The sequence below is a fragment of the Paraburkholderia sp. BCC1885 genome (assembly GCF_900996235.1).
Lineage (GTDB): Bacteria > Pseudomonadota > Gammaproteobacteria > Burkholderiales > Burkholderiaceae > Paraburkholderia.
The window spans coordinates 375,404-399,635 of the sequence record NZ_CAAJGM010000208.1; the positions used below are offsets into that span (position 1 = coordinate 375,404).

Sequence of the window (24,232 nt, forward strand, 5' to 3'; positions counted from 1 at the left end):
GGCGATGGCTTCGATCGATCTGAGTAGCTATGGCGTCATTTATGGCGCCAACCAGGCCAACGTCTCGAATAATGACGGCGCCCTTGCCGCGTGCGCGATGTGGTTCGCGGCGCAAGTCGCAGCAGGCAACCCGTTGCCGAAACTGACTTCACACGAGGGCATTGTCTGCTACAGTCAGAGCCCGAATTGGGCCATCCCGGGCCTGTTTTTCGAGGCGGTCGGCGATGTGCATCTGCGCTATTTCGGCACCGGGGATGCCGTCACAATCGACGGGGGCGCTACATCACCGCAAAAGACCTCCAACGTGAATTTCGGGGGTGCCGGAAACTTCATTCTGGAAGCACCGGGCACAGCGCAGAACGCCTGCTATGCCCGTGCGCTACTGCGTAGCTCGATCAACATTCGCGTCTACGGAGCGGGCGCGCAGAGCGCCGGACTGCTGACTTCATGGTTGGTGGATTGCGATATCAATGCCGTCGTCACGCCGGATGAGACCGGCGGCTGGTATATGAACGCGCAGCCCTTGGCTGGCGTATCCCTGGGTGCCCGCAAGTCGAATGAGCAAACGTCGTATTGCCGGATCAAGGCATCGGTCGATGGCTGCACGATTGGCGCATATCTGTCCGGCACTCTCGGAAACCACTTCGAAGGCGGCTATATAGAAGGGTGTAGCGGCTACGGTATGCAACTTTTAAGCGGTGCGCTCAACGACAAGGTTCGAGACATGGACTTTGAGACGAACGGCACCGATATCACGTGCGATGGTCAGTACACCACGCTCGAAGATATCGACACCTCATCCCACGTTGTTTTCACGAGCAACTCTGTTGCCAGCCGTCTTGTCGGCGGCAACCATGATGCAGTTACAGTTAATCTGGGTGCGAAAGGAATCGCGGTTGATCGCATCCGATATGGCCGGGCCCTGTCTGGAAACGGCATCACCAATCTCGATCCCTCAAGCGATATTGGGGTGAATTACAACTGCCTGACGAAAAAGTGGAGCGACCAGTGTTTGCCGACTAACGCCATCTCGGTCGGCGCGAGCCCGTTCATCTATACCTCGGCGCTGCCCCGCGGCGAAACGCTCCTAGTGACGACGCCCGCATCTCTGACGGGCATCGTGCTCTATCGGAACGGCGCCGCAGTTGAAAACTTCCCGCCAACACAGCCCATGTTTCTGTCCTATGGCGATACTGCGGTATTTTCGTTCACGGGTGGTGCGCCTACAGTAGTGAGTTTGCCGCGTTGATTTTCCGCAATTTGACTGGTACTGGTCGATACGCGCACGCGATGTTTAATCGCAAATATCATCAGCGACTGACACGGTTTCTCAATGGCAAACCAAAGCACGGCAGACACCGCGATTGTCGCCAACCAGTAGTACGCGAATTGCGCCTCCATCGTCCAGCCGGTCGGCCACATAAGCATCGACGGCTTGAGCTGTAAGACGCGCACGATAATCTGGTGAGCGAGATACATCGCGAAGCTGATCTCGCCGAGCTTGACCAGTGGCGAAATCGAGAGTGCGCGTCCGATGTACCCTTTGCCGCTCGCGATCAGGAAAACGCCAACGGCATAGAACGGCGCTGATCCGCTGACGGAAAGCCACGACCGACTGGCTTCGCCGATATACCCGGCAGCCCACATTCGCCATGCGAGACCAGGCATCTTTGCCGAACCAATGAGGACCAGAGTGATGCCAAAGATTTCGGCGCCGGTAGACATCCACTTGTCATCGAAATGTTTCTTGTATTTCTTCCAGAGATGCCCAGCAACCATGCCAAGCACGAATTCGACCAGATGGGCGGGCGGCCATATATAGACCCATGATCCGATCGATGCAACATCCTGTCCGTCGAACGACTTTGCGCCCATGTTGTTTGCGAGACTGATGGCGTATAGCACGAGTACCGCCGCGCCAGCCAACTTCACGTGCCACGTACGATCGAAGTTCGTGATGAGCACTGGAAATGACACGTAGAAAAAAAGCTCAACCGAGAGTGTCCACGCCACGCTGTTGAAGGCGAAATATCCGGAAGGAGTCGGGTCCCATGCCTGAAGCAGGGACGCATTTGCGGCCCACATTTCCGTCGATGGGTCATAGGCAATGCCGACACCGACAACCAGCAACGCGTAGAAGGCCAGCATCGTGGCAATATGCGCTGGCCAGATCTTGGCAATGCGCTTATAGACGAAGCGGAGCCCTTCGCCAACGCCACTCAGGTTGCCGTACTGATACGTCAGAATGAAGCCCGATAATACGAAAAAGAACGTTACACCCTGAATCAGGATGTACTTTGCGGCGAATGCTTCCCCGGTATGAAAATAAGGGATCGAATGCTCAAGGACGATCGCCGCTGCAGCAAAGAAGCGCAGCGACGTCAAAGCGGGTAGTTTTGAGTTGTTCACATCGCCCTCGGACGGCGTCAAATTGTTGTGAAGCGGATATTACATCAGACGGGAAGATCCAGTAAGGAACGGGATCATTCCCCGATAACGGCCTCGACGAGAGGTGCAATGACCGTCAGTTCCTGTTTTGCTTTCAGCGCGTCAAGATATGCGTCCGGAATCAGGCAGTTGAGCATGTGTGTTTGCCAGTCCGGAATTGATTGCACGTACGCGTATTGCGCGATAACCGGTACGTTGTACTGTTTGGCGACCGCATCCATCGCGGACACGTAGATCGGCAATCGCGGATGGTCAGTGTCGCACGTAGGCGCCGCCTCTTCAAGGACTGGCCGAATCCCGCTGGCGCGCGCATCCTGAATCCACTGGCCAAGATAGGCCGCGTACTGGTCGACCGTTTCGCCGCCCAGGTTGTCGTTTAGTGTATGCGCCTGAATTGCGATCCTGGCGCCCGATTGAATCATGCGAGCGGGCTCAGCCTGCCCGCCACCGTCCATCCCGTCCAATTCGTTTTGCAGGCTGCTGGCGGTGCCGCCAGTTGCCCCGCTCCGCACAGTCACGCCCAGGTCGTTGAACTGCGCTTGCAATAGCGTCTGAAGTACGGCTGGCTCATTGGGCGCGACCATAGAGACCATGCCGTAAGCGTTGGGAGCATCGCCCATCATCTGGTCGTCGCCATAAACCACGACTGCGACGATGGGCGTCGATGCTGGCACCGAAGCCGCAACTGGCGCACTGGCCTCAACTGCCTGCGAAGCCGCTGGAGCAATAGCGGGAATGGCTTTGACTGCCGGCGCGGGATTTTGTGATCCGCCACCGCAAGCAGAGAGTGCGCAAGCGGTGAGGGCAGCTATTGCTCCTGCTCGCCACCTTGCACCGGGGAATCGGATTCCGCGTCCAGGTCGATAGTCGCGCCGATCTCGCGCATTTTCTCGAGAACGAGTTCGATCTCCGATGCGGGAAGAATGACTAGGGCCGCGCCCATGAAAAGGTTCGCCGGCGGGATGCCTTGCGGCTTGTTCTCGTCCGCGTAGTCGCGCCAACGCCGACTGGTTTTCATACCGAGTATCTGGGCCATTCTTGCGCCGGAATACCCGAGCGAGGCCTTCCATTGCTTGAGCTGGGCCACCGTAGGCGGGCGAAAGAGCATGTTGGGTTGATCCAGTGCGCGTGAACGCGCGAAAGCGGTATCGCATGATGGGTTCCTTTCGGATGGCGGCCGCGCGAGTGCGCTTCCTATGAACAACATGCTAGGCGGAATCCGCCTAGGCGTCAAGCACCAAATAAAGATTCGACCAACAGCCGCCTGCAGGGCGGCTTTTTCATTTCTCCGGGGCCCCATGGACGCCAAAGACATGATCGACATGCCTGAAGTCGAATTTCGCCGCAGCGTTGTCGAGCGCTTCAATGCGCAGGACGCAGCAATCAAGGAGAACACGACGCTGACAAAGACGGTCGCAGAAGACACCGCGTTTATCCGCGCGATCCTGAGTGATGTAGCTGCGGGTGCGCGAATGCTGTGCCGGCTCGCTGCGGCGTGGAAATTCATGTTGCGTCAAGTGTTCATCCCGGTGGTGCTACCGCTGGCCGGACTGTGGACGCTGATCCGCATCGTGCATCACGAATCGATCCCCGATTGGGCCAGTGCGGCCGTAAAGCTGATCGTGACGTGGCTATGACTCCCGCCAATCTAGCCCTGCTCATCGCCGAGTTGCGGCGCGATGAGGGCGTGCGTTATGTGCCGTATCTCGACACAGCCACGCCACCCAATGAAACGGTGGGCGTCGGATTCAACCTGAATGCGCATCCATTGCCCGTCGGCTGGACATACCCGCTCTCCGATGCGCAGGTCGATCAACTTCTCACGCAGACCTTGCAAGAGACGTTCGCCGGCCTGAACGCGTCACTGCCGTGGTGGGTCTCGCTCGACGTCGTTCGCCAACGGTGCGTTGCGAATGTTGCGTTCAACATCGGCGTTGCTGGGCTGCTCGGATTTCACAACGCCCTCTTTGCCCTACAGCGCGGGTCGTATGCCGTTGCGGCAGCCGGATTTAAAGCCTCTGCATGGTATGGGCAGGTCGGCGCCCGTGCACAGCGCATCTGCTATGCGATCGAGTATGGACAGATGCCCGACGAACCAGTCGCCTGATCCCGAATCCCCTCACCTATACCTCGCCATTCAATCGCGAGGTATAAACCGCCGCCTCCGGGCGGCTTTTGCGTTTACGGCCACCACATGACTGTCGAACAAATCCACGAAGAGAAAGAAACGCTGTCGGTCGAAGTGAACATTCCCGGCCATGACCCGCGCACCACGACCGCACTATTCACGCGCACTCGCAAAGAGCTGATCGCGCGCGACGGCCGCTGCTTCATCTGCAATGCCACAGCCGAGGAATCTGGCCATCCGCTCGAAGCCCACCACCACCCCATCGAGCGCTCGCTCGCAGAACTCATCGACTGGGACCGATTCAAGGCAGATGCGCGGGCCGGCGTCTGGGGAGAAAAGGTACGCGCATTCGACTGGGACAACTTCACCGACTGGACGCAGTTCGTTGACGACATGACTGTGAACGGCATGTTGCTCTGCAAGGCCCATCACATCGGGAAAGACGAAGGACTGCACACGATGCCCTTCCCCCTATGGGTAGCGCAGAAGTACGCCAAGGAGGGCTATCAATTCTCCGCAATCGAAGTCATCCACCACCAGCAATAGGAGCATCCATGAGTGATCTCATCAAGCCCGTCTCGGTCGGCCTGCTGTTCGTGTTTCTGGCCGTCTGCGACTTCCTGCACATCAACGATCCAATGCTGCGCGATGCCGCGTTTGGAATGATCGGCATCATTACCGGATGGCACGGTGTGCTCTCGCTGCCGATCAGCCTCGGCAAGCCTGCAGCACCCGCAACACCGGCATCGTGATCCGCTGCCGCTTCGTTGTTGCATTGCTGTGCTGGATGGCGCTGATGATTGTCCTGAGTTTTATGTTTGTTGGCTGCGTTCAGGTCGTCGTGCTTCCGGTAGTCAATCCGACGACCTACGACGCTTCGTGCTGCGTGGCCTACGTCGAACTCAACCGCTCCACCACCGGCAGTCTCGAGATGCAGAAGACCGCCAAAACCTGGTCGATCAGCACCAAGCTTCACTTCCAGTTTTAATCCCCCGCCGCGCCCGCGGCACCCTCTGAAGGAATCACCATGTTCAAGAAACTATGCCTCGCGGCAGCTCTTGTCGCGTCTATTGCCGGCTGTACCGCTGCACAAATCCAGACTGCCGGCGCAAACGTCGCGGCAGTCAATGGCGCTGCTGCTGGCGCACTGCAGACCGTCGCGACCTCGATCGTCGCCGCGTGTCCGGCTGGCGAAGCGTTTGCAAGCGCTGCCGCTGCGGCTACCGCACTGCCTGACGTCGCACTCGCAGAAGATGCGAATGGCCTGTTCTGCGCATTGAACAAGGCGATCGTCGCGACTGCGCCGGCTAGCGCTCCGGTTGCTGCTTCGGCACCTGCGAGCAAGTAATGAACGTCAGGGACTACGCCGCCCTGGCCCAACTCGCCTATGATGCCCCTCCAGATATTGGCATCGCAGACAGCGCCTCCCGTGCGATCGTGCGGGATACGGCGGGCGGGCTGGTTGTGGCGTTTCGCGGCTCTGATGACGTCGATTCGTGGATTCACAATCTTGATGCCATTCCGATACCGGTCGCGGGTATGGGCGTAGTCCACGCCGGGTTTTACTGTGCATGGTCCGACTTCGCGTCCCAGGTGATTGCGACGATTGGCGAGAAGCCGGTAACGCTGGTCGGCCATTCGCTTGGCGGAAGCCTGTCTCTACTGGCTGCTGCTGCGCTTACCCTGGCCGGCAGTCCGCCGCTTGCCGTGTATGCCTTCGAACCTGCACGCGTGAGTTTCGACTTGACCTTGCGGAACCTGCTCGCCAAGGTGCCACTGCATCTGTGGAGGAACGGTTCGGACCCGGTGCCTAACCTACCTCTTGGCGGCATGCACCCCAGACTGTTGACCCATATCGGCAAGCCGGCCGGCGTCCTGCCAATCGTTGCAGATCATCCGCTGCCGGCGGTCACGGCTAACCTGCCACAGGCTTAACAGCCTATTTCCTGTATTCGGCGGTTACAGTCTATCGGCTGTGTCGCTCACCCCTCTTAGCGCCTTCGCGCAAATCAAATCCCGTATTCCGCATCAAACTGCGCGCAATGCTTTATCAGCCGACGCTCACCAAGATATGTGATCCACAAATCGCCGCAGTTGTAGTGCATGGCGCTGTAGACATGAGCGCGTAACTCGTCCCTATCGGTGATAACGACATCTATAACCAACGCACCGCCTAAGGAAATAGATACCTCCCGCTTCTCGTCGCCGATCTGTACTGAAGCCGTGTAGACGGGCTCAAAGACTTCCAGCCGGTAGACATCGAATCTAGGCTCTTTCATGCCGTCCCCTACTGATTCGCCCGTACAGCATCGCGCACATCAATCGCCTACCTCGGTAGCGCGTCCTTTAGCCGAATCCGGCACTTCCTCTCCGTCACAGTCTGGCTGCAATATCCTCGGCAGACTCCCGATAATAAACCTCCTGCAATATCCGCAAATCCTTGTGCCCGCTGATTTTGGCGAGAGTCATTACGTCCACCTTGCGCGCCATACGAGTTAGTGCCTCGGCGCGAGTGTCGTGAAAGTGCATATCGACAAACTTGAGCTGGTCGCGAGCCTTACGGAAAAGCGCATCCAATGATGCCGATGTGACGGTAAAGCATTGCTCCCTGTCGGCAATCGGCTTCAGCAATCGCACGGCATGCTTCGATAGCGGAATTACGCGCGGTCTCCCAGTCAGATATTCCATCTTGTGGTGGACTGTCGCCGTCCGCTTTTTCAGGTCTAGCGAAGCCTTGCCGAGGCTCAGTATCTCGCCCGCGCGCATTGCCGTCCTGAGCCCTATCATGAACGCCAGCGCCACCTCCTGGCTCTTCGTCGCAGGCGCATGCCCCGTCCGGTATTTCAGGTGACGACACAACGGTCTGACTTCTTTCCACGGATCAACCCGGCGAGTCCGCGGCGGGCCCTCTTGCGGCACGCGGAACCCTTCGAACGGGTTGTGTTCCATCCAGTGCCATTCCTGCCTAGCTATCGTGAAGGCATTCCGAATCAGATTGACATCGCGTACGACCGATGAGGATTTGACAACCTTCAGGCGCGCATCACGCCACTCAACCAATTGCGGGGTTTTGAACTCCGATAGCTTTAGTGCGGCGAGTTTTGGAAAGTCGGTAATGAATGCCTCCAGCCGTAGAAATTCCGATCTCGAGCCTTGTTTCTGTGGGGAGACGTCCTCCCCATATTTACGCAACATCTCCGCAACCGTGTGGCGGTCACCCGGGGACTGGGTCTTCTGCGCCTGAAGTTCGATTTCCCGGGCGGAAGCCCATGCCTTGGCTTCGCGCTGCGTTCGAAGGATCCTGGAATCCCGAATGCCGCTAACATAGACCTGTGCCCGCCAGCCGTTCTTGTGGGGCGTAATGGATGCCATGGGGAGGGGCTTGGGGAGTATTTGGGGAGACAAGTGTACAAACTTGCTCACCCAATGGTCAAACGTGGCTGTACGGATGAACAGGTACGATCGGATAAGGCCTTGATTTACCGAGATTTCGCGTTGAGTGCGAATGTCCGATTTTTGGCCTGGTGCCGGGGACCGGACTCGAACCGGCAAGCTGTTAAGCGGCGGATTTTCGTCACACCACGTCTTTCGACGCCAGGAATACCGGGCGGCATTCCCGTTCGTGCGCTGGACTATGCCTTCACCATCGCGGCTTGACTGCACGGCACAACCAAACCGCCAGCACGCGCCGCCTTAGGCGCCCCCCGTCTAGTCTCTACACCTTCCGCACCCTCGCATGCCTGCGACGGCCGGCTTGGCTCGGCGTTGCCTCGCTTGCGCGCAGCGCAAACAGGGGTTTCTCCGAATTTGAGGGGTTCTGCACCGGCCGTTTCCGGTCGGGCACTCAATAGTTTAAGTCCGCTATGTTTACCAATTTCATCACCCCGGCAGGGCGGACGCGATTCTACCATTGCGCCGCCCGCGCACCAAACCCGCTCCGTCCGAGTCATCTGCCAGTCACAAAGCACCCCGATAATCGCTCGACGAAAACGTTTACAACCCGAGTGAAAACGACAGCGATGACTCCCACCATCAAGGATGTCGCGGCACACGCCGGTTTTTCGATTGCCACGGTTTCGCGCGCCATCAATGCGCCCCACACCGTCAATCCCGTCACGCTCGACAAGGTGCGCCAGTCCATCGACGCGCTCAACTTCCGCCCGAGCCCGCTTGGCCGCCAGTTGCGCGGCGAGCGCACCCGGCTGATCGGCGTCATCCTGCCGACGATCGCCAATCCGGTGTTCGCGGAGTGTCTGCAAGGCATCGACGAACTGGCCTGCGCCAGCGGCTATCGTCTGATGCTGATGACCACCCAGTACGACGCCGAGCGCGAGCGTCACGCCATCGAAACGCTGCGCGAGCAACGCGTCGAAGGCCTGATGCTGACCGTCGCCGACGCCGACACTCACCCGCTCCTCGACGAACTCGACCACGACGGCCTCCTCTACGTGCTGATGCACAACGACACCGTGCGCCGGCCGTCGGTCTCGGTCGACAACCGCCAGGCCGCCTACGACGGCGTGCGCATGCTGATCGCCCACGGCCATCGCCGCATCCTGATGCTGGCCGGCACGCTGGCCGCCTCGGACCGCGCGCGTCTGCGCCACCTCGGCTATGCCCAGGCCATGCAGCAGGCGGGGCTCACGCCCGCCCCCGCACTTGAAATCGATTTCAATGCCGACGAGCTCGCGCCCTCGGTGCTCGCGCATCTGACCAATGGTCCGAACCGCCCCACCGCCCTCTTCTGCAGCAACGATCTGCTGGCGATGGTGGTGATGCGTGGTCTGCGGCGCGCGCGTCTGCAGATTCCCACGGACATGTCGATCCTCGGCTTCGACGGCCTCGCCATGGGCGAGTTGCTGCAACCGCCGCTCGCCAGCATCTGCGCGCCGAATCGCGAGATCGGCTGCGCCGCCTGGAAGCGTCTTCTCGCGCGCATCGACCAGACCTACACGGATGCCTCGCTCGCGCTCACACTGCCCCACAGCTTGCGCGAAGGCGCGACCATCGCCGCGATCTCGAACACCAGCGACGCGGTGCCGCGCATCCGTTCGATGCAGCCGCTGGTGTAGGCACGAGCATATCGGCGGCCTGGTTGTTCATCCTGTAGCGGCCCGCTCGACAACCAGGAAACCTCCGACCGCCAACCCGACGCCTCTTCCCTTCCAAGGAGACCCGCTGTGACTCGCCGTTCCCTCTGCTTCGGTCCGCTCATGCGCACCTTGACCGCGACGTTCAAACGCACGGGCGCCACCGTGCTGTCGGTCGCGGCCTTCACGGCCGCGGCTTTGACAAGCCTGATCGCCCCCGCCACGGCCTATGCCGACGAAACCGCGATCTGCTACAACTGCCCGCCCGAATGGGCCGACTGGGCGAGCCAGATCAAGGCGATCCAGCAAAAGACCGGTATCCGCGTGCCGTTCGACAACAAGAACTCCGGCCAGGCCATCGCGCAGATGATGGCCGAGCAGAAAAGCCCGGTGGCGGACGTCGTCTATCTCGGCGTGTCGTCGGCTTTCCAGGCGAAGGACAAGGGCGTGATCCAGCCGTACAAGCCGGCTCACTGGGACGACATCCCCGCCAACCTGAAAGACCCGCAAGGCTACTGGTTCGCGATCCATTCCGGCACGCTGGGCTTTTTCGTCAACAAGGATGCGCTCGAAGGCAAGCCGGTGCCGCGTTCGTGGGCCGACCTGCTCAAGCCCGAGTACAAGGGCATGATCGGCTACCTCGATCCGTCGAGCGCGTTCGTCGGCTATGCGGGCGCGGTGGCGGTGAATCAGGCGCTCGGCGGCAGCTTCGACAATTTCCAGCCCGCTCTCGACTGGTTCCGCAAGCTCAAGGCCAATGCGCCGATCGTGCCGAAGCAGACCGCCTATGCCCGCGTGCTCTCCGGCGAAATTCCGATCCTGCTCGACTACGACTTCGACGCCTACCGCGCGAAGTACAAGGATCAGGCCAACGTCGAATTCGTGATTCCGCAGGAAGGCACGATCTCGGTGCCGTATGTGATGAGCCTCGTCAAGGGTGCGCCGCATGAAGCCAACGGCAAGAAGGTGCTCGATTTCGTGTTGTCCGACGAAGGCCAGAAACTGTGGGCCAATGCCTATCTGCGTCCGGTGCGGGCCAACGCCATGAGCCCGGACGCCGCCGCCAGATTCCTGCCCGCGAGCGACTACGCGCGCGCCAAGGCGGTGGATTTCGGCAAGATGGCCGCGAAGCAGCAAAGTTTCGGTGAACAGTATCTTCAGGTGATGCATTGAACGACGTCACGTTTCCGTTGCGCTGGCGCATTGCACTGCTTGCGCCGGCGCTCGCGGTCTTTATCGCTTTCTGGCTGCTGCCGATGGGCGCGCTCGTGCAACTGAGCGGCAACGGCCACGCCTTCGACACCTACCGTGCAATGCTCGGCAACCCGCGCTACATGACGAGCCTCGGCGCCACCGTGCTGCTTTCCGCAGCTGTCACGGCCACCACGCTAGTGCTTTCCGTCATCTCCGGCCTGCTTTTGGCACGGCGCGAATTTGCCGGCAAACGCTTCTTGATGGCACTCCTAACCTTTCCGCTGGCGTTTCCCGGTGTGGTGGTCGGCTTCATGGTCATCATGCTGGCCGGACGCCAGGGGTTGATCGGCGCCTTGTCGCTAAAGCTCACGGGTGACCGCTGGGTGTTCGCGTATTCGATGAGCGGGCTCTTTCTCGGCTACCTGTACTTCTCGATTCCGCGCGTGATCGTGACCGTGATGGCATCGGCGACCAAACTCGATGCGTCGCTGGAAGAAGCGGCCCGTTCGCTCGGTGCGTCACCGTGGCAGATCATGCGCGACATCGTGTTGCCGGCGCTCTCGCCGGGACTGATCGCGGCCGGCGCCGTATGCTTCGCCACGTCGATGGGCGCGTTCGGCACCGCCTTCACGCTCGCCACCGATATCGACGTGCTGCCCATGACCATCTACTCCGAGTTCACGCTCAACGCCAACATGGTGACGGCCGCGGGTCTGTCGATCGTGCTCGGGCTCGTGACGTGGCTCGTGCTGGCGTTGGCACGCAGCGTCACCGGCTCGGCGGTCGCCGCGAGCGCCTGAGCTTGTCGATGAACTCCGCGAATGATCAACCGCTCATGAATTCCGTGACCCAAACCGCAAGGCCGCCGGCCCCACCACCCTCCGCACCCGCCGCCCGGCGCCGCGCTTTGCCTTATGTGTCGTCGCGCACGTTGCTTGCCGCCGCTCAATGGCTCGTCACCCTGCTGCTGTGCGCGTTCTTGATCGTGCCGGTCGTGATGTCGATTCTCGCCGGCCTGACCGTCAACTACTTCAGGGGTGTTGCGAGCGGCCTCACGCTGCGCTGGGTCATCGAGGTATGGACGCAGTATCACGACTCGGTGTTCCTCTCGCTCGAAGTGGCGGCGGCGACGCTCGTCATCACGCTTCTGACCGGCGTGCCGGCGGGCTACGCGCTGGCGCGCAGCAAGACGCGTCTGTCGCGCATCATCGAGGAGTTTCTGGTGCTGCCGATCGCGTTGCCCGGTCTCGCCTCCGCGCTCGCCCTGCTGGTGGTCTACGGCGGTTTCACGATGTTTCGCATGAGTGTCTGGTTCATCGTCGTCGGGCATGTGGTGTTCACGCTGCCGTTCATGGTGCGCGCGGTGGCGGCGGTCTGCGCGAGCGTCGATCTGCGCACGCTCGAAGAAGGCGCCGCCAGCCTCGGCGCCAGCTTCACGCAGCGCTTTCTGACCATCGTGCTGCCGAACGTGCGGCCGGGTATCGTCGCGGGCGCGCTGGCGGTGCTGACGCTTTCCATCGGCGAATTCAACCTCACGTGGATGCTGCACACACCCGACACCAAGACCTTGCCGGTGGGCCTCGCCGATACCTATGCGTCGCTGCGCATCGAAATCGGCAGCGCGTACACCATACTGTTTTTCGTCATGACCATGCCGCTGCTGGTGGCGATGCAATGGCTCGGCGTCGATGCCACCGGCCAGCGCAGCGTCTCGTCCGGCAAGTCTGCCAGGCGCCGCGCGGCCCGTCAGCCCGTTTCAACCCGCTCTACCGACACGCCATGAAACTCGCCCCCGTTCCCATCACGCTCACGCAATGCGCCAAAACCTTTCGCGGCACACGTGTGCTCGAACCGCTGGATCTGCAGATCGGCGCCGGCGAAACGCTGGTGCTGCTCGGGCCGTCGGGCTGCGGCAAGACCACCACGCTGCGCATGATCGCGGGCCTCGAAACACCCGACGCGGGCGGCCGGATCGCGTTTGGCGACGAGGACGTCACCGCCTTGCCGATCGAGAAGCGCCAGGTGGGCATGGTGTTCCAGAGCTACGCGCTGTTTCCGAACCTGACGGTGCGCGGCAACATCGGCTATGGACTGAAGATCAAGCGGGTGGCGGCGGAGGTCGCGCGTCAACGGGTCGACGAACTGCTGGCGATGATGCGCCTCACCGACCACGCCGACAAACCGATCGATCAGCTCTCCGGCGGCCAACGTCAACGCGTCGCGCTCGCGCGGGCGCTGGCGATGCAACCGCGCGTGCTGTTGCTCGACGAACCGCTCACCGCGCTCGACGCGCGCCTGCGCGACGCCTTGCGCGGCGAAATGAACACGCTGCTGCGCGAGCTCGGCATCACCACCGTCTACGTCACCCATGACCAGGCCGAGGCGATGGAACTCGGCGACCGCATCGTCGTGATGAGCGCCGGACGCATCGAGCAGATCGGCACGCCGCGCGACATCTACTATCGGCCGGCGAACCGCACGGTCGCGCAGTTTGTCGGCACCATCAACCGTCTCGCCGGGCGGCTCCGCGACGGCGTGCTGACCACGACGGGCGGCGCCGTCCCGCTTCCCGCGGGCGCGTCGGGTGTGTCGGGTGCGTCGGGTTCACCATTTACTCAGCATAACGAACTGTTTTTCCGTCCCGAAGACGCCCACCTCGCCGACCCTGCCGGCGCGCATCTGCGCGGCACGATCGAACACGCGGCGTTTCTCGGCGAGCGTACCCGTCTGACGATTGGCGGCGCCGCACCCGACGTACTGATCGTCGACGTGGCCGGCCGCGTCGAACTGGCACGCGGCACGCCGGTGGGCATTTCGATCACACCGGAAGCGCTGATCGCGCTATCGTAGATGTGCGTCGGCGTGAGCCCTTTCTGTCAATCCCTACGAATTCCAGCGAATCCCTAAGGACACACTTCATCATGCTGCTTGCCCAGATCAGCGACCTGCATATCAAACGGCCCGGCGCGCTTGCTTACCAGCGTGTCGATACCGGAGCCGCGCTCGCGCGCTGCGTCGCGGCGCTTAATGCGCTCGTGCCGCGTCCCGACGTCGTGATCATGACGGGCGACCTCGTCGACCAGGGCGACGCCGAGCAATACGCGCACCTCAAGACGCTGCTCGCGCCGCTCGAAATTCCTTACTACCTGCTGGTCGGCAATCACGACGACCGCACCGCCCTGCGCGAGGCGTTCAGCGAGCGCCCCGAATTGCGCAGCGGCGGCGACTTCGTGCATTACGCGGCGGATCTCGGAGCGCTGCGCCTGATCGCGCTCGACTCGATCGTGCCGGGCCAAAGCGCGGGCACGCTCTGCGACGCGCGTCTCGCGTGGCTCGAAACGCAACTCGATGCGGCAAAGGATCGGCCCGTGATCGTCGCCCTCCATCATCCGCCGTTCGCATGCGGGATCGGGCATATGGACGAACTGCGTCTCGATCCGCGCGCCGCCAGCCGCATGGAAGCGCTGATTGCGCGCTATCCGAATGTCGAGCGGGTGATTTGCGGCCACGTGCACCGGCCGATGTTCGTGCGCTTTGGCGGCACCATCGCCTCGGCCGTGCCGGCGCCCGCGCATCAGGTGGCGCTCGACCTGCGCGATGACGCGCCATCCGCATTTATGCTCGAACCGCCCGCGTATGCGCTGCACCGTTATGACGCGGGCAGCGGACTGGTGACGCATCACGCGTATGTCGAACGCGCCGAGGGACCCTATCCGTTTTATGAACCTGAAGGCGGCTTGATCGACTGAAGGGCGCGGCGGGCGTGCAGCGCGAACCGCCGCCGCGACCGGCAACTGCGACGGCGTGCAGACGCGCTGCGGCACGAAAGCACGCTCAGGCTTGCGACGACCGCCCCCGACTGCGCGTATGAGCGTAGTCGTGCAGCGCGTCGATGACGCGGTCGAATTCAAACGACTTGTCGTAGAAGTGGCGCACGCCGTATTGTTCGCAGCGTTCGCGATACGCCGGCAGCGCATGATTGGTCAGCACCGCGGCGAAGGTGCGCTCGATCAGCCCCTCGCGCTGCAGATACGCCAGCACCGGGACACCCGAACCATGCTTGAGTTGCAGGTCGACGATCACCGCATCGAAGGCTTCGTCGTGTAGCAGCGCGATCGCCTCGTCCGACGAATCGGCATACGCGGCGACATGCAGCACGCCGGAGGCATCGATGGCTTCGACGAGACTGCGACGGATCAACGCCGAATCCTCGATCAGCAGCACCCTTAAAGGCGGCTGGCCGGCGTTGGAAAGAGAGGTCGAATCGCTCATTGCACTGGTCCATACGTGGTTGCACGCATGGCTCCTTTGCCCCCACGTTGCTTGCCTGGTTACCCGATTAGCCGGTTGGCCGGTTGGCCGGGGTTAGCCGGTCATTGCCGCACCGGCCGGTTCACCCGCTTGATACGGGTTATTCAACACTCGGCCTGTTCAGCCGTTCATTCGATCAAGCCGTTCTTGATCGCGTAATACGTCAGGTCCGCGTTGTTCGCGAGCCGCATTTTCTCCAGCACGCGCGCCCGATAGGTACTCACCGTCTTCACCGACAAATGCAGTTCCTCGGCGATGTCCGTCGGAATCTGCCCGGCCGCGAGCTTGCAGAAGATCTGGAACTCGCGCTCGGATAAAGCCTCGTGGGGACGGCCCGCCGCCGGCTTGTCGAGATTGTCCGCGAGCGTGTCGGCCACCGCTTCCGAAAGATACCGATGCCCGCGCGCCACTGCGCGAATCGCCCGCACGATTTCGTCGGGCTCGCAATCCTTGTTCAGATAGCCATTAGCGCCGGCCCGCAGCAGGTTGATGGCGTACTGGCTTTCCGGATAGCCGGACAGGATCAGCACGCCCTGCTCCGGCCGCACCTGCTTGATGATGCGCAAGGTGTCGATGCCGTTCTTGTCCGGCATGGCGATATCGAGCAGCACCACGTCGAAAGCCTGCTCGCGCACGAGGCTGATGGTTTCGTCGCCGGTCGCGGCTTCCGCAGCCACGCACATATCCGGCTCGTCGGCGACGAACTGTCTGAATCCCCCGCGAACGATGGCATGATCGTCGGCTATCAACACTCGAATCATCGGCTTCCCGTCGCTGCAGCGCAGATCGCTCCAAAGCTGCCATTGTAATGACGTCCGGCTTTTCCGTCGGCCTGGCTGTCGCGGCGCGGCGGCCCGCATGGCCGCACGCCAGGCGACCCCATCATCTCGATCAGCGCATCGCCAGGCGGCACGCGAATGCCGCCCGTGCGATGACGCTCACTCACTCGCGGCCTTCGAGCAGGTCGGCCATGTCGTCGGCATGCTCTTCCTCGACGGCCAGCACGTCCTCGAAAATCCGCCGCGTGGTGACGTCCTTGTCGCCCAGGTAACGGACGATCTCGCGATAGGTGTCGATAGCAATGCGTTCCGCAATCAGGTTTTCGCGGATCATGTCGGTGAGGTTTTCGCCTTCCCGATACTCCGAGTGCGAACGGGTCTTCAGGCCGTCCGGCGCGAAGTCGGGCTCGCCGCCCAGTTGCACGATGCGCTCGGCAAAACGGTCGGCGTGTTCCTGTTCCTCGGCGGCATGCTCGGCGAACTCGGCCGCAACCGCCTCGGAGTTGATGCCCTTGGCCATGAAATGATGGCGCTTATAACGCAGGGTGCAGACGATTTCGGTGGCGAGCGCGTCGTTCAGCAGCTTGAGCACCGCCTCGCGGTCGGCGCCATAAGTCTGCGTTACCGCACCGTCGGACATATGTTTGCGGGCCTGATCGCGAATCTTCTGCAGGTCCATAACGAAGGGCTGGCTGGCTGGTTTGCTGGACATGGTGTTTCTCCTTTATCCGGTATTTGTGGGGGAACTGCGCATCCCGCACGAATCGCGCCTGATGAGCCGCTCGGGAGAGAAACCGCGTCTACGTTCGGAACACGCCAAGCAGCAATGTCACGACGAACACGACCAGGAAAATGTAGAACAGAATCTTGGCGATTTCGGCAGCGCCGGCCGCGATGCCGGTAAAGCCGAACACCGCCGCAATAATGGCGATCACGAAGAATACGATGGCGTAGTGAAGCATGGCGACTCTCCTTCCTGAATTGAATGGTGTGGGTCGATGGTGAAGCGGCCCGGCCGCTTCACGGCCTATGCAATGCGCGGGCCTGAGGGTGCGCGCCGCTAATCGACGATCTTCTTCGTCACCACGAAGCCCAGCACGAGGAACAGCACGCAGAGAATCAGGAACACCACGAACAGGAACTTCGCGATCGCCGCAGCGCCCGCGGCAATGCCGGTAAAGCCGAACAAGCCGGCGATGACGGCCACCACGGCGAAGATCAAGGCCCATTTCAGCATGACGGATTCCTCCAGAAACAAAGTTGAACTGACACAGTTATCCTAATGATCGATGCGGCGCGCCGCATTCGGGCTCACGCCGTTTTTCGTGTGGGAATCCGCCGACAAGGCATTACAGCCACGTTACGATGACGCGACAATGCCAGCCACCGACGCGCGGCGACCGCTACACTGACGGTTCATCCAGCTAATGAGGCGTGCCAAGGTGCAAAAGGTGCAGGAGATGCCAGGCGTGACCGCGTCAACCCGACTCGGCGAATGGATGCGCAACCGCAGTTGGGCCATTGCGATGACGGTGGCGATCGTCATCACGGTGGGCGGCCTCGTGATTCTGGAGACGGCCCGCGAGCGCATCGCCGCCGAATACGAAAGCGCCCTCGAAGCACGCGACGTCACCGTGCAGCTAAGCACGCTCGAAAGCCAGCTGGCGCAGTTGCGCGCCTATCAGAGCGACTTTCTTCTGACGAAGCAGGCAGCCGATGCGCAGGCTTATTGCGCGACGGCGGCGCGTCTGCGGCAGACGGCCCAGCAACTGAACACCTACTATCACCGGCGCGAAGCGGACAGCGCGGAACTGGCGAGCTTCGTGCAGATCACCGGGCTGCTCGAAGCGCGCATCGGCGCCGGCGCCGCCGCGTTGCAGCAGGCCGGGCCGCAAGCGCCTGGGCTTGCCGCCTGCGGCACGGCAAGCGGCGATCGCACGGTGGATACCACGCTGGTCGACGGCACGCTCTCGCTGTTGCGCGACAACGAAGCGAATCGCGCGCAACAGGCCCTCGACGCGAGCCGCGCCGATCAGCGCGTCTCGACTTTCGTGGCGGCCGGGCTATCGGCACTGAACATCGTGCTGTTCATCCTGCTGTTTCGCAATCTCGGCATCCAGATCGACCGCCAGGCGCGCGTGCAGCGGCAACTGGTCACCCAGCAGGAAGAACTGGACCAGCTCGTCACCGAACGCACCCGGCAACTGGAGGCGCTCGGCTGGCACCTGCAGGCCGTCGCCGAAAACGAGAAGACCCAGCTCGCCCGCGAACTGCACGACGAACTCGGCGCGATTCTCACCGCCAGCAAAATGGATGTCGCCTGGGCCAACCGCAAACTGAAGGACAGCGAGCCGGCGATCTCCGAGAAACTTACGCGCGCCCTCGCCAATCTCGATCAGGGCATTGCGCTCAAGCGCCGCATCATCGAGGACATGCGCCCCACCGTGCTGGCGAATTTCGGTCTGGTGACCGCGCTGCGCACGCTCGCGGATGAAGCCGCGCAGCGTAACAACTGGACGCTCGAACTGCAATTGCCCGAGGACGACGTCCAGCTCGACGAGCAAACCGAGATCGCGCTATTCCGCGTCGCCCAGGAGTCGTTGAACAATGCGGCGAAGTACGCACGCGCCTCGCGCGTCGCCATCGGGCTGCAGGTCGGGCGGACGCAGGTGGCGCTTTCGATTGCCGATAACGGCGTCGGCATCACGCCGGCCGATCTCAAGCGCACCCACACGCATGGCCTGCTCGGCATGCGCCAGCGGGTCGCGGCGCACGGCGGCCGCTTCGACATCCAGCGGGGCGTGCCGAACGGCACCGATATTCATGTGGTGATGCCGTGCGCCAGCTCGGCCGCGTCGTCCTCGGGCGAGGGGCCGCGTGACGGCTATCCGCAATCGTCGCGCTGAACCGGTGGCTTCGCGATTCGCCACAGCGCAGCGCGGCATCACGTGGAAATGCGCGCGTAGGACTACACCGACGCAAACAACGGATTGCACCTACAACAAAATCGCAATCAGACTGACAGCGCGCCCACCCCCCATTTCTTAAGATGCAATCAGACCGGATCGGCTGGCGTGATGCCCGGTCGGACGCCAGAGCGCGTGCCAGCAGTCAGGCGCGTCAATCGAATGCATTCTTCAAAGGGGAACACTCATGACTCGACTCATCGCTTTGCTTCTCATTGCGGGCACCGCGGCACTCGCCGGTTGCAACACCATGGCAGGCGCCGGTCAGGACATTTCCAACGGCGGCCATGACCTCACCAATTCGGCCGAGCAAGCCAAGTAAACTGGCCTGGCTGATGGCATGACGGCGCGGCACTGCGGCGCCGCGGTCATGGTCTTGGCTTCAGATTGATCTGTAAAGATGGGCCCGGAGCGTTCGCGCGACGGGCCTTTTTTTCGTGCGCTTAGCATCAACGAAGTACCAAACAAAGCATCAAACGAAGCGCCAAAGCAAAACGGCGATCCACCGCCGGTGGACCGCCGCCCTGCTCCTCCCTGCCTGGCTTTTCACGCCGCGATCTTATGGATTGCTAAGCGACCGCTCATGAAGCGCTTATTGATTGGTGAGCGTATTGGTCAGCTCGATGGCCGGCGTACCGGTGTTGCCGCCCTGTGCCACCAGCAGATGGATCTGACCCGGCAGCAACTGGCTCAGCGTGCCAGCGATCGGCACCGTCGTTACCAGCCAGTCGGCATTGTTGGCGAGACTGAAGCCCGCTGACTGGAAGATCGGCGTCTTGCTGCCCGCCACCGTGGCAATCGCGATATAGGTGCCGCCCGACAGATACAGCGAGTCCTGACCGGTTGCCGGCACAGCATTGCTGAACTGCACGCCGGACATCGTCGGGCTCACGGTCGAGATGTTGGTGCCGGCGGGCACGATATACAGGTCGAGATTGGTCGCATTCGCCGACGCATTGAAGGCACGAACGCGAGCATCGCTCGACAGCAGACCCTTGTCGAACGGATCGTCGATCAGGCCGATGCCGGGCGAAGTCAGCCCCGGCAACGCGATCACGGTGTATTCGTGGCCGTTGGCGGCATCCGGGAAGTTGCCGCTTGCCAGCGCCGTCGTCGTGCCGGTGTCGGCATAGGCAACGGTGGTCGAGCCCGTGTTGATATTGGTGAAGTTCGTCACGCCCAGATAGTTGATGTCGGTCTGTCCGCCGGGCGCCTTGCCGTTGACGAGGAAGTCGACCGCCGGGCCGCCGGGAATGGCATGCACGAAGTGGATTTCCGGATCGGTGATGCCGAGGGTTTTCGCTGCGTCGCTACCACTGCCACCACACGCCGTCAAAACAGCTGCAGCACCGGCCAGCGCTGCCATGGTTCGGATGAGCTTCATATGTTCACCTATATCGATGTCGGGTCTTGACCCATTAGTTATGTGAGCGCCCAGTCCCCCGGATACGCCCCCCTCCTTATCCCTACTGCACATCTCGCAGCCGGGGAATCGCCGGCCCGCTCCACGCGCCTGGCTTCTACGGCATCCGGCGCCATGTGCCGGAATACGCAAAAGTGTTCGCCGTGGAATGTGCGAATGAGTGACGCTCGCATTCAGCAATCGGTGTGCCGCGTGCGGTCCGTGCGCGGACATCGCTTCGACGGAGGCATGGCGGGCGTCAAGTTAGACCAATTAGAATTTTTCCTCGGAAGCCAGGCCCCATGCGCGGTGTATTGTTCGTGCGCACCCACTTTTACAAGGCCCGTTGCATGCCTTACCGACTCTTACTCGCCGAACTCGATCTCGGCTTCACGACCCTGCGCAACCGCGTCGTCATGGGTTCGATGCATACGGGCATGGAAGACCGCTTCTGGAATTATCCGAAGCTCGCCGCCTATTTCCGCGAGCGCGCCAAAGGCGGCGCGGGGCTGATCATCACCGGCGGCATCTCGCCGAACCGGCAGGGCTGGTTGCTGCCATTCGGCGGCACGCTGAACTCAGTATTCGACTTGCACAATCATCGTCGGTTGACCGAAGCAGTTCATGAAGAAGGCGGCAAGATCGCGCTGCAGATCCTGCATGCGGGGCGTTATGGGTATCAACCGTTCGTGGTATCGGCGTCGGCCCTGAAGTCTCCGATTTCGAAATTCCGGCCCCGGGCGCTGACGCTCGCCGGCATCGCGAAGACCGTGCGCGACTATGCGCGTTGCGCGCGTCTCGCCCAGCGCGCGGGTTACGACGGCGTGGAGATCATGGGCAGCGAGGGCTATCTGCTCAACCAGTTTCTTTGCCCGCGCACCAATCAGCGTGACGACCGTTACGGCGGCAGCCTCGAGAACCGTCTGCGGCTCGCGCGCGAGATCGTCGAAAGCGTGCGGGCCGCGTGCGGCGAGCGCTTCATCGTGGTGTACCGGCTCTCGCTGATCGACCTGGTGGAAGGCGGCAACACGTGGGACGAAACCGTGCAGGTCGCGCAGGCGCTCGAAGCGGCCGGCGTGACGATGTTCAACACCGGCATCGGCTGGCACGAAGCGCGGGTGCCGACCATCGTCACCTCGGTGCCGCGCGCCGCCTTCGCGCCGCTCAGCGCGCGCCTGAAGGCCGCCGTCAAGGTGCCGGTGATCGTCTCGAACCGCATCAACACGCCAGAGGTCGCCGAGGACCTGCTCGCGCAAGGCGCGGGCGACCTCGTGTCGCTCGCGCGGCCGTTCCTTGCCGATCCGGATTTCGTCGTGAAGGCCGCCGAGGGACGCGCGCACGAAATCAATACCTGTATCGCCTGCAATCAGGCCTGTCTCGATCACACGTTCCAGAACCGGCGCGCGAGCTGCCTCGTCAATCCGCGCGCGGGACGTGAAACCGAGCTGGTGTATCGACCGCTCGCCAATCGCGAAGCGCGCCGCGCCATCGCCGTGGTGGGCGCGGGGCCGGCGGGTTTGTCGGCGGCCACGGTGGCGGCCTCGCGGGGTCATCGGGTGACGCTGTTCGATGCGGGCGCAACCATCGGCGGCCAGTTCAACCTGGCGATGCGGGTGCCCGGCAAGGAGGAGTTCAGCGAAACGATCCGCTATTTTCAGAGCCAGTTGCAGCGGCATGGCGTCGACGTGCGGCTCGCGACGCGAGTCGATGCCGCGCTGCTCGACGCGGGCGGCTACGACGAGGTGATCCTCGCCACCGGCATCGTGCCGCGCCGGCCGTCGATTGCCGGCATCGACGGGCCGAATGTGCTGAGCTACGTCGAAGTGTTGCGCGGCGCGCCGGTGGGCCGCAGCGTTGCGGTGATCGGCGCGGGCGGCATTGGTTTCGATGTCAGCGAGTTCCTGCTGCATCGTCCCGGCGAGCCGCTGCCGCTGTCACGCGAGGCATGGCTCGACGAGTGGGGTGTCGATCTGGGCGTGCGGGAACGCGGCGGCCTCAAGCCGGCGGCGCCCCTGCAACCGGTGCGCGACATCTGGCTCTTGCAGCGCAAGGCGGGCAAGCTCGGCGCGGGGCTCGGCAAGACCTCGGGCTGGGTGCATCGCGCGACGCTGGCGCGCAACGGCGTGCGCATGCTCGACGGCGTGTCGTATCTGGAGATCAGCGCGCGCGGCCTGAAGATCGCCCGCGCCGGCGTGGAGCAATGGCTGGAGGTGGAGACCATCGTGATCTGCGCGGGGCAGGATTCGTTGCGCGACCTGCAGCCCGCCGCGCCATCCGCAGACGGTGCGCGTTATCACGTGATCGGCGGCGCGGCGCTCGCCACCGAACTGGATGCGAAGCGCGCGATCCGCGAAGGCGCGGAACTGGCCGCGCGTCTTTAGCGGCGAACGGCGCGGCTCTCAGGCGAGGCCGCGCCGCCGATAGTCGAACCAGAACGACAAGCCGACGCTCGCCAGAATCACGACCGTCGCAATCACCGTCGCGCTCGTCACCGGTTCGCCGAGCAGCAGCGCGCCGAGCGCGACCGCCACCACCGGATTCACGTACATGCAACTGCTGGCGATGATCGGGCTGGTATGGCGGATCAGATAGCCATACGCGACATACGCGGCCATGGTGCCGACCAGCATCAGATAGAGAAACGCCAGCACCGGCAGGACGTGCATCTCAGCCATGCGCTCGCCCGAGACCCAGGCGACCACCGTCGAGATGGCGCCGCCCAGACCAATCTGCAACGCGGTGGAAAGAAACAGGTCCGACGGCAGCTTCAGGCGCCCGGCAAGATGAGCGCCGCCGGCCCAGAACAGCGCGCCGCACAGAATCGCGAGGCTGCCGCCGGCCGAACCGCTCGCCCCGCTGCCGTGGCTCAGAATCACAATCCCGACCAGACCAAGGCCCACCGCGAACCATTCGCCACGCCCGATCTTGCGCCCCGCGACCGCCGCGATCACGGTGGCAAATAGCGGCACGGTGGCCACCATCACGGCGGCGGTGCCGGTGCCGACGGTGCGCATCCCATAGGCCAGCATGCCGCTCGACAAGCCGACCAGCATCGTGCCGACGAGACCCGCGTTGCGGATTTCGGCGGCGCTCGGCCAGACCGGAGCGCGGCGCGCGGCAAATACGAACAGTCCCACGCCGGCAAACAGGTTGCGCAAACCGGACATCAAGAGCGGCGGGAACGAGCCGAGCGCCACGTGCACGGCCAGATAGGTGGAACCCCACACGAGATAGACGACGCCCAGCGCGAGCGCGATCCGGCCATTGCGCGATTGCGGCAGGCGCAGAGGAAAGCTGTCGGGAAAGCGACGAGGGAAGCGGAATGGCGATGACATGCGTTCAGGCCGCCCCTGCCGATCGGGGCGCCGCGCCCCCGCTGCGGACCCTCAGGCCGGAGGGCGGGTGCCGCATCGGGGATGCGGCCTGGCGGGCAAGGCTGAAAGACATGGCGGTAGAACAGGAAGAAAGACGAAGGACGGCAAATTCAAGGCCATCGGGGCGCCCGGGCCGTCACGCCGATGCAGCACCGCGCAAGCCGGCGCCCATGCCGGTGCGCCGACCGTTCAGCGCACCGCGAGCATTATGCAGGAATGCCGCGCGGCGGCCGTGAAAGAATCGTAAATTGTGTATCCGCCTGGCAACCAGACCGGCAATCAGCCCGGCGCCCCGCCCAGCAATCAGGCCAATGGAAATGATCATCGCCCGCGCCGGCTGCGCCTTGCTCTCATTTTGAGACAGGTTGCCAAGCACCGCGTGGCCGGTGTATCGTGTGCGCTGCTAACGCGGGGGTCCTGCGTCGCACGGGGGGTGGAGGTCCGTGCTGCGTGGGTGAGAAATACCCTTTGAACCTGATCTGGATAATGCCAGCGCAGGGAAGCGTACGGAATTCGCCACGCAGCACCGCCTCATCCTCT

Annotated in this window: 30 protein-coding genes and 1 riboswitch; of the genes, 17 read left to right on the forward strand and 13 right to left on the reverse strand. The window is 62.6% G+C overall.

What is annotated here, in order from left to right; genetic code table 11:
- Positions 1 to 4 precede the first annotated feature (4 nt).
- A complete protein-coding gene (locus FQ755_RS20210; RefSeq protein ID WP_144156569.1) occupies positions 5 to 1,249 on the forward strand; it encodes a hypothetical protein in 1,245 nt (414 codons plus the stop codon).
- On the opposite strand, the gene FQ755_RS20215 is transcribed toward FQ755_RS20210, so the two are convergent.
- The 3 genes from FQ755_RS20215 to FQ755_RS20225 form a co-directional block, all read right to left on the reverse strand.
- Positions 1,183 to 2,409: an acyltransferase family protein gene (locus FQ755_RS20215; RefSeq protein ID WP_186308607.1), complete on the reverse strand. Its 1,227-nt coding sequence runs from the start codon at positions 2,407 to 2,409 to the stop codon at positions 1,183 to 1,185. The two genes, FQ755_RS20210 and FQ755_RS20215, sit on opposite strands and share 67 nt — an antisense overlap.
- A gap of 74 nt (positions 2,410 to 2,483) precedes the next feature.
- On the reverse strand, positions 2,484 to 3,071 hold the full coding sequence (locus FQ755_RS20220) for a hypothetical protein (protein ID WP_260858726.1): 588 nt from the start codon (positions 3,069 to 3,071) through the stop codon (positions 2,484 to 2,486).
- Between the two features lie 185 nt (positions 3,072 to 3,256).
- The gene (locus FQ755_RS20225; RefSeq protein ID WP_144156571.1) at positions 3,257 to 3,556 is read right to left on the reverse strand and encodes an XRE family transcriptional regulator; all 300 of its coding nucleotides are present in this window, start codon (positions 3,554 to 3,556) and stop codon (positions 3,257 to 3,259) included.
- A gap of 88 nt (positions 3,557 to 3,644) precedes the next feature.
- On the opposite strand from FQ755_RS20225, the gene FQ755_RS20230 reads away from it, so the two are divergent.
- The 7 genes from FQ755_RS20230 to FQ755_RS20260 all read left to right on the forward strand — a co-directional run bounded on the left by FQ755_RS20230 (position 3,645) and on the right by FQ755_RS20260 (position 6,511).
- Positions 3,645 to 4,085, forward strand: coding sequence for a hypothetical protein (locus FQ755_RS20230; RefSeq protein ID WP_144156572.1), 441 nt, complete (start codon positions 3,645 to 3,647; stop codon positions 4,083 to 4,085).
- Positions 4,043 to 4,555, forward strand: coding sequence for a glycoside hydrolase family protein (locus FQ755_RS20235; RefSeq protein ID WP_260858728.1), 513 nt, complete (start codon positions 4,043 to 4,045; stop codon positions 4,553 to 4,555). The genes FQ755_RS20230 and FQ755_RS20235 overlap by 43 nt, the downstream gene beginning before the upstream one ends.
- An 87-nt stretch (positions 4,556 to 4,642) precedes the next feature.
- Positions 4,643 to 5,122: a hypothetical protein gene (locus FQ755_RS20240; RefSeq protein ID WP_144156573.1), complete on the forward strand. Its 480-nt coding sequence runs from the start codon at positions 4,643 to 4,645 to the stop codon at positions 5,120 to 5,122.
- 8 nt (positions 5,123 to 5,130) lie between these two features.
- Positions 5,131 to 5,328 (forward strand): hypothetical protein, encoded by a 198-nt coding sequence (locus FQ755_RS20245; protein ID WP_144156574.1) that lies wholly within the window; start codon positions 5,131 to 5,133, stop codon positions 5,326 to 5,328.
- Positions 5,325 to 5,564, forward strand: a complete 240-nt coding sequence (locus FQ755_RS20250; protein ID WP_144156575.1) for a hypothetical protein — start codon at positions 5,325 to 5,327, stop codon at positions 5,562 to 5,564. The genes FQ755_RS20245 and FQ755_RS20250 overlap by 4 nt, the downstream gene beginning before the upstream one ends.
- A gap of 39 nt (positions 5,565 to 5,603) precedes the next feature.
- Complete coding sequence (locus FQ755_RS20255; protein ID WP_144156576.1) at positions 5,604 to 5,924, forward strand: hypothetical protein; 321 nt, start codon at positions 5,604 to 5,606, stop codon at positions 5,922 to 5,924.
- Positions 5,924 to 6,511 carry a lipase family protein gene (locus tag FQ755_RS20260; protein ID WP_144156577.1) on the forward strand — a complete coding sequence of 196 codons (588 nt, stop codon included), beginning with the start codon at positions 5,924 to 5,926 and terminating at the stop codon, positions 6,509 to 6,511. The genes FQ755_RS20255 and FQ755_RS20260 overlap by 1 nt, the downstream gene beginning before the upstream one ends.
- A gap of 74 nt (positions 6,512 to 6,585) precedes the next feature.
- Here the strand turns inward: FQ755_RS20260 and FQ755_RS20265 are convergent, their stop codons facing one another.
- Both FQ755_RS20265 and FQ755_RS20270 read right to left on the reverse strand, forming a co-directional pair.
- Positions 6,586 to 6,855, reverse strand: a complete 270-nt coding sequence (locus tag FQ755_RS20265; protein ID WP_144156578.1) for a hypothetical protein — start codon at positions 6,853 to 6,855, stop codon at positions 6,586 to 6,588.
- A 94-nt stretch (positions 6,856 to 6,949) separates the two neighbouring features.
- A complete protein-coding gene (locus tag FQ755_RS20270) occupies positions 6,950 to 7,948 on the reverse strand; it encodes a tyrosine-type recombinase/integrase (protein ID WP_144156579.1) in 999 nt (332 codons plus the stop codon).
- A 647-nt stretch (positions 7,949 to 8,595) separates the two neighbouring features.
- Between FQ755_RS20270 and FQ755_RS20285 the strand changes: the two genes are divergently transcribed.
- The 6 genes from FQ755_RS20285 to FQ755_RS20310 all read left to right on the forward strand — a co-directional run bounded on the left by FQ755_RS20285 (position 8,596) and on the right by FQ755_RS20310 (position 14,609).
- Positions 8,596 to 9,648 (forward strand): LacI family DNA-binding transcriptional regulator, encoded by a 1,053-nt coding sequence (locus tag FQ755_RS20285; RefSeq protein WP_144157071.1) that lies wholly within the window; start codon positions 8,596 to 8,598, stop codon positions 9,646 to 9,648.
- A gap of 141 nt (positions 9,649 to 9,789) precedes the next feature.
- On the forward strand, positions 9,790 to 10,839 hold the full coding sequence (locus tag FQ755_RS20290) for an ABC transporter substrate-binding protein (protein WP_144157073.1): 1,050 nt from the start codon (positions 9,790 to 9,792) through the stop codon (positions 10,837 to 10,839).
- The gene (locus FQ755_RS20295) at positions 10,836 to 11,660 is read left to right on the forward strand and encodes an ABC transporter permease (protein WP_144156581.1); all 825 of its coding nucleotides are present in this window, start codon (positions 10,836 to 10,838) and stop codon (positions 11,658 to 11,660) included. Before FQ755_RS20290 ends, FQ755_RS20295 begins: the two co-directional genes overlap by 4 nt.
- Positions 11,661 to 11,695: 35 nt before the next feature.
- Positions 11,696 to 12,643, forward strand: a complete 948-nt coding sequence (locus tag FQ755_RS20300; RefSeq protein ID WP_260858729.1) for an ABC transporter permease — start codon at positions 11,696 to 11,698, stop codon at positions 12,641 to 12,643.
- Positions 12,640 to 13,710 carry an ABC transporter ATP-binding protein gene (locus FQ755_RS20305; protein ID WP_144156582.1) on the forward strand — a complete coding sequence of 357 codons (1,071 nt, stop codon included), beginning with the start codon at positions 12,640 to 12,642 and terminating at the stop codon, positions 13,708 to 13,710. Before FQ755_RS20300 ends, FQ755_RS20305 begins: the two co-directional genes overlap by 4 nt.
- Positions 13,711 to 13,781: 71 nt before the next feature.
- Positions 13,782 to 14,609, forward strand: coding sequence for a phosphodiesterase (locus FQ755_RS20310; RefSeq protein WP_144156583.1), 828 nt, complete (start codon positions 13,782 to 13,784; stop codon positions 14,607 to 14,609).
- A gap of 85 nt (positions 14,610 to 14,694) precedes the next feature.
- Here the strand turns inward: FQ755_RS20310 and FQ755_RS20315 are convergent, their stop codons facing one another.
- The 5 genes from FQ755_RS20315 to FQ755_RS20335 form a co-directional block, all read right to left on the reverse strand.
- Positions 14,695 to 15,132 (reverse strand): response regulator, encoded by a 438-nt coding sequence (locus tag FQ755_RS20315; protein ID WP_144156584.1) that lies wholly within the window; start codon positions 15,130 to 15,132, stop codon positions 14,695 to 14,697.
- A gap of 167 nt (positions 15,133 to 15,299) precedes the next feature.
- Positions 15,300 to 15,932: a response regulator transcription factor gene (locus FQ755_RS20320; protein WP_144156585.1), complete on the reverse strand. Its 633-nt coding sequence runs from the start codon at positions 15,930 to 15,932 to the stop codon at positions 15,300 to 15,302.
- Positions 15,933 to 16,113: 181 nt separating this feature from the next.
- Positions 16,114 to 16,662, reverse strand: coding sequence for a bacterioferritin (locus FQ755_RS20325; protein WP_144156586.1), 549 nt, complete (start codon positions 16,660 to 16,662; stop codon positions 16,114 to 16,116).
- 88 nt (positions 16,663 to 16,750) lie between these two features.
- Positions 16,751 to 16,912 (reverse strand): DUF1328 domain-containing protein, encoded by a 162-nt coding sequence (locus FQ755_RS20330; protein WP_006052455.1) that lies wholly within the window; start codon positions 16,910 to 16,912, stop codon positions 16,751 to 16,753.
- Between the two features lie 98 nt (positions 16,913 to 17,010).
- Complete coding sequence (locus tag FQ755_RS20335; RefSeq protein ID WP_144156587.1) at positions 17,011 to 17,187, reverse strand: DUF1328 domain-containing protein; 177 nt, start codon at positions 17,185 to 17,187, stop codon at positions 17,011 to 17,013.
- Positions 17,188 to 17,377: 190 nt separating this feature from the next.
- On the opposite strand from FQ755_RS20335, the gene FQ755_RS20340 reads away from it, so the two are divergent.
- Positions 17,378 to 18,856, forward strand: coding sequence for a sensor histidine kinase (locus FQ755_RS20340; protein WP_144156588.1), 1,479 nt, complete (start codon positions 17,378 to 17,380; stop codon positions 18,854 to 18,856).
- Positions 18,857 to 19,103: 247 nt separating this feature from the next.
- Positions 19,104 to 19,238: an entericidin A/B family lipoprotein gene (locus tag FQ755_RS20345; RefSeq protein WP_074300036.1), complete on the forward strand. Its 135-nt coding sequence runs from the start codon at positions 19,104 to 19,106 to the stop codon at positions 19,236 to 19,238.
- 270 nt (positions 19,239 to 19,508) lie between these two features.
- Here FQ755_RS20345 and FQ755_RS20350 read toward each other — a convergent pair whose 3' ends face one another.
- Positions 19,509 to 20,300, reverse strand: a complete 792-nt coding sequence (locus FQ755_RS20350; protein ID WP_144156589.1) for a DUF4397 domain-containing protein — start codon at positions 20,298 to 20,300, stop codon at positions 19,509 to 19,511.
- Positions 20,301 to 20,668: 368 nt separating this feature from the next.
- Between FQ755_RS20350 and FQ755_RS20355 the strand changes: the two genes are divergently transcribed.
- A complete protein-coding gene (locus tag FQ755_RS20355) occupies positions 20,669 to 22,699 on the forward strand; it encodes an NADPH-dependent 2,4-dienoyl-CoA reductase (RefSeq protein ID WP_144156590.1) in 2,031 nt (676 codons plus the stop codon).
- Between the two features lie 18 nt (positions 22,700 to 22,717).
- On the opposite strand, the gene FQ755_RS20360 is transcribed toward FQ755_RS20355, so the two are convergent.
- Both FQ755_RS20360 and FQ755_RS20365 read right to left on the reverse strand, forming a co-directional pair.
- The gene (locus FQ755_RS20360) at positions 22,718 to 23,653 is read right to left on the reverse strand and encodes an EamA family transporter (RefSeq protein ID WP_144156591.1); all 936 of its coding nucleotides are present in this window, start codon (positions 23,651 to 23,653) and stop codon (positions 22,718 to 22,720) included.
- A gap of 175 nt (positions 23,654 to 23,828) precedes the next feature.
- Complete coding sequence (locus FQ755_RS20365; protein ID WP_144156592.1) at positions 23,829 to 24,017, reverse strand: hypothetical protein; 189 nt, start codon at positions 24,015 to 24,017, stop codon at positions 23,829 to 23,831.
- A 75-nt stretch (positions 24,018 to 24,092) separates the two neighbouring features.
- Positions 24,093 to 24,211, forward strand: a riboswitch (TPP riboswitch).
- The last annotated feature ends 21 nt before the right edge of the window (positions 24,212 to 24,232 follow it).

Coding starts and splice junctions, on each gene's coding strand:
- FQ755_RS20265 (WP_144156578.1), bottom strand. CDS start 6,855: ATGAAAGAGCCTAGATTCGATGTCTACCGGCTGGAAGTCTTTGAGCCC.
- FQ755_RS20300 (WP_260858729.1), top strand. CDS start 11,696: ATGAATTCCGTGACCCAAACCGCAAGGCCGCCGGCCCCACCACCCTCC.
- FQ755_RS20260 (WP_144156577.1), top strand. CDS start 5,924: ATGAACGTCAGGGACTACGCCGCCCTGGCCCAACTCGCCTATGATGCC.
- FQ755_RS20355 (WP_144156590.1), top strand. CDS start 20,669: ATGCCTTACCGACTCTTACTCGCCGAACTCGATCTCGGCTTCACGACC.
- FQ755_RS20335 (WP_144156587.1), bottom strand. CDS start 17,187: ATGCTGAAATGGGCCTTGATCTTCGCCGTGGTGGCCGTCATCGCCGGC.
- FQ755_RS20345 (WP_074300036.1), top strand. CDS start 19,104: ATGACTCGACTCATCGCTTTGCTTCTCATTGCGGGCACCGCGGCACTC.
- FQ755_RS20255 (WP_144156576.1), top strand. CDS start 5,604: ATGTTCAAGAAACTATGCCTCGCGGCAGCTCTTGTCGCGTCTATTGCC.
- FQ755_RS20245 (WP_144156574.1), top strand. CDS start 5,131: ATGAGTGATCTCATCAAGCCCGTCTCGGTCGGCCTGCTGTTCGTGTTT.
- FQ755_RS20340 (WP_144156588.1), top strand. CDS start 17,378: ATGAGGCGTGCCAAGGTGCAAAAGGTGCAGGAGATGCCAGGCGTGACC.
- FQ755_RS20230 (WP_144156572.1), top strand. CDS start 3,645: ATGAACAACATGCTAGGCGGAATCCGCCTAGGCGTCAAGCACCAAATA.
- FQ755_RS20350 (WP_144156589.1), bottom strand. CDS start 20,300: ATGAAGCTCATCCGAACCATGGCAGCGCTGGCCGGTGCTGCAGCTGTT.
- FQ755_RS20285 (WP_144157071.1), top strand. CDS start 8,596: ATGACTCCCACCATCAAGGATGTCGCGGCACACGCCGGTTTTTCGATT.
- FQ755_RS20315 (WP_144156584.1), bottom strand. CDS start 15,132: ATGAGCGATTCGACCTCTCTTTCCAACGCCGGCCAGCCGCCTTTAAGG.
- FQ755_RS20305 (WP_144156582.1), top strand. CDS start 12,640: ATGAAACTCGCCCCCGTTCCCATCACGCTCACGCAATGCGCCAAAACC.
- FQ755_RS20320 (WP_144156585.1), bottom strand. CDS start 15,932: ATGATTCGAGTGTTGATAGCCGACGATCATGCCATCGTTCGCGGGGGA.
- FQ755_RS20365 (WP_144156592.1), bottom strand. CDS start 24,017: ATGATCATTTCCATTGGCCTGATTGCTGGGCGGGGCGCCGGGCTGATT.
- FQ755_RS20270 (WP_144156579.1), bottom strand. CDS start 7,948: ATGGCATCCATTACGCCCCACAAGAACGGCTGGCGGGCACAGGTCTAT.
- FQ755_RS20290 (WP_144157073.1), top strand. CDS start 9,790: ATGCGCACCTTGACCGCGACGTTCAAACGCACGGGCGCCACCGTGCTG.
- FQ755_RS20210 (WP_144156569.1), top strand. CDS start 5: ATGGCTTCGATCGATCTGAGTAGCTATGGCGTCATTTATGGCGCCAAC.
- FQ755_RS20220 (WP_260858726.1), bottom strand. CDS start 3,071: ATGATGGGCGATGCTCCCAACGCTTACGGCATGGTCTCTATGGTCGCG.
- FQ755_RS20240 (WP_144156573.1), top strand. CDS start 4,643: ATGACTGTCGAACAAATCCACGAAGAGAAAGAAACGCTGTCGGTCGAA.
- FQ755_RS20325 (WP_144156586.1), bottom strand. CDS start 16,662: ATGTCCAGCAAACCAGCCAGCCAGCCCTTCGTTATGGACCTGCAGAAG.
- FQ755_RS20225 (WP_144156571.1), bottom strand. CDS start 3,556: ATGCTCTTTCGCCCGCCTACGGTGGCCCAGCTCAAGCAATGGAAGGCC.
- FQ755_RS20310 (WP_144156583.1), top strand. CDS start 13,782: ATGCTGCTTGCCCAGATCAGCGACCTGCATATCAAACGGCCCGGCGCG.
- FQ755_RS20360 (WP_144156591.1), bottom strand. CDS start 23,653: ATGTCATCGCCATTCCGCTTCCCTCGTCGCTTTCCCGACAGCTTTCCT.
- FQ755_RS20330 (WP_006052455.1), bottom strand. CDS start 16,912: ATGCTTCACTACGCCATCGTATTCTTCGTGATCGCCATTATTGCGGCG.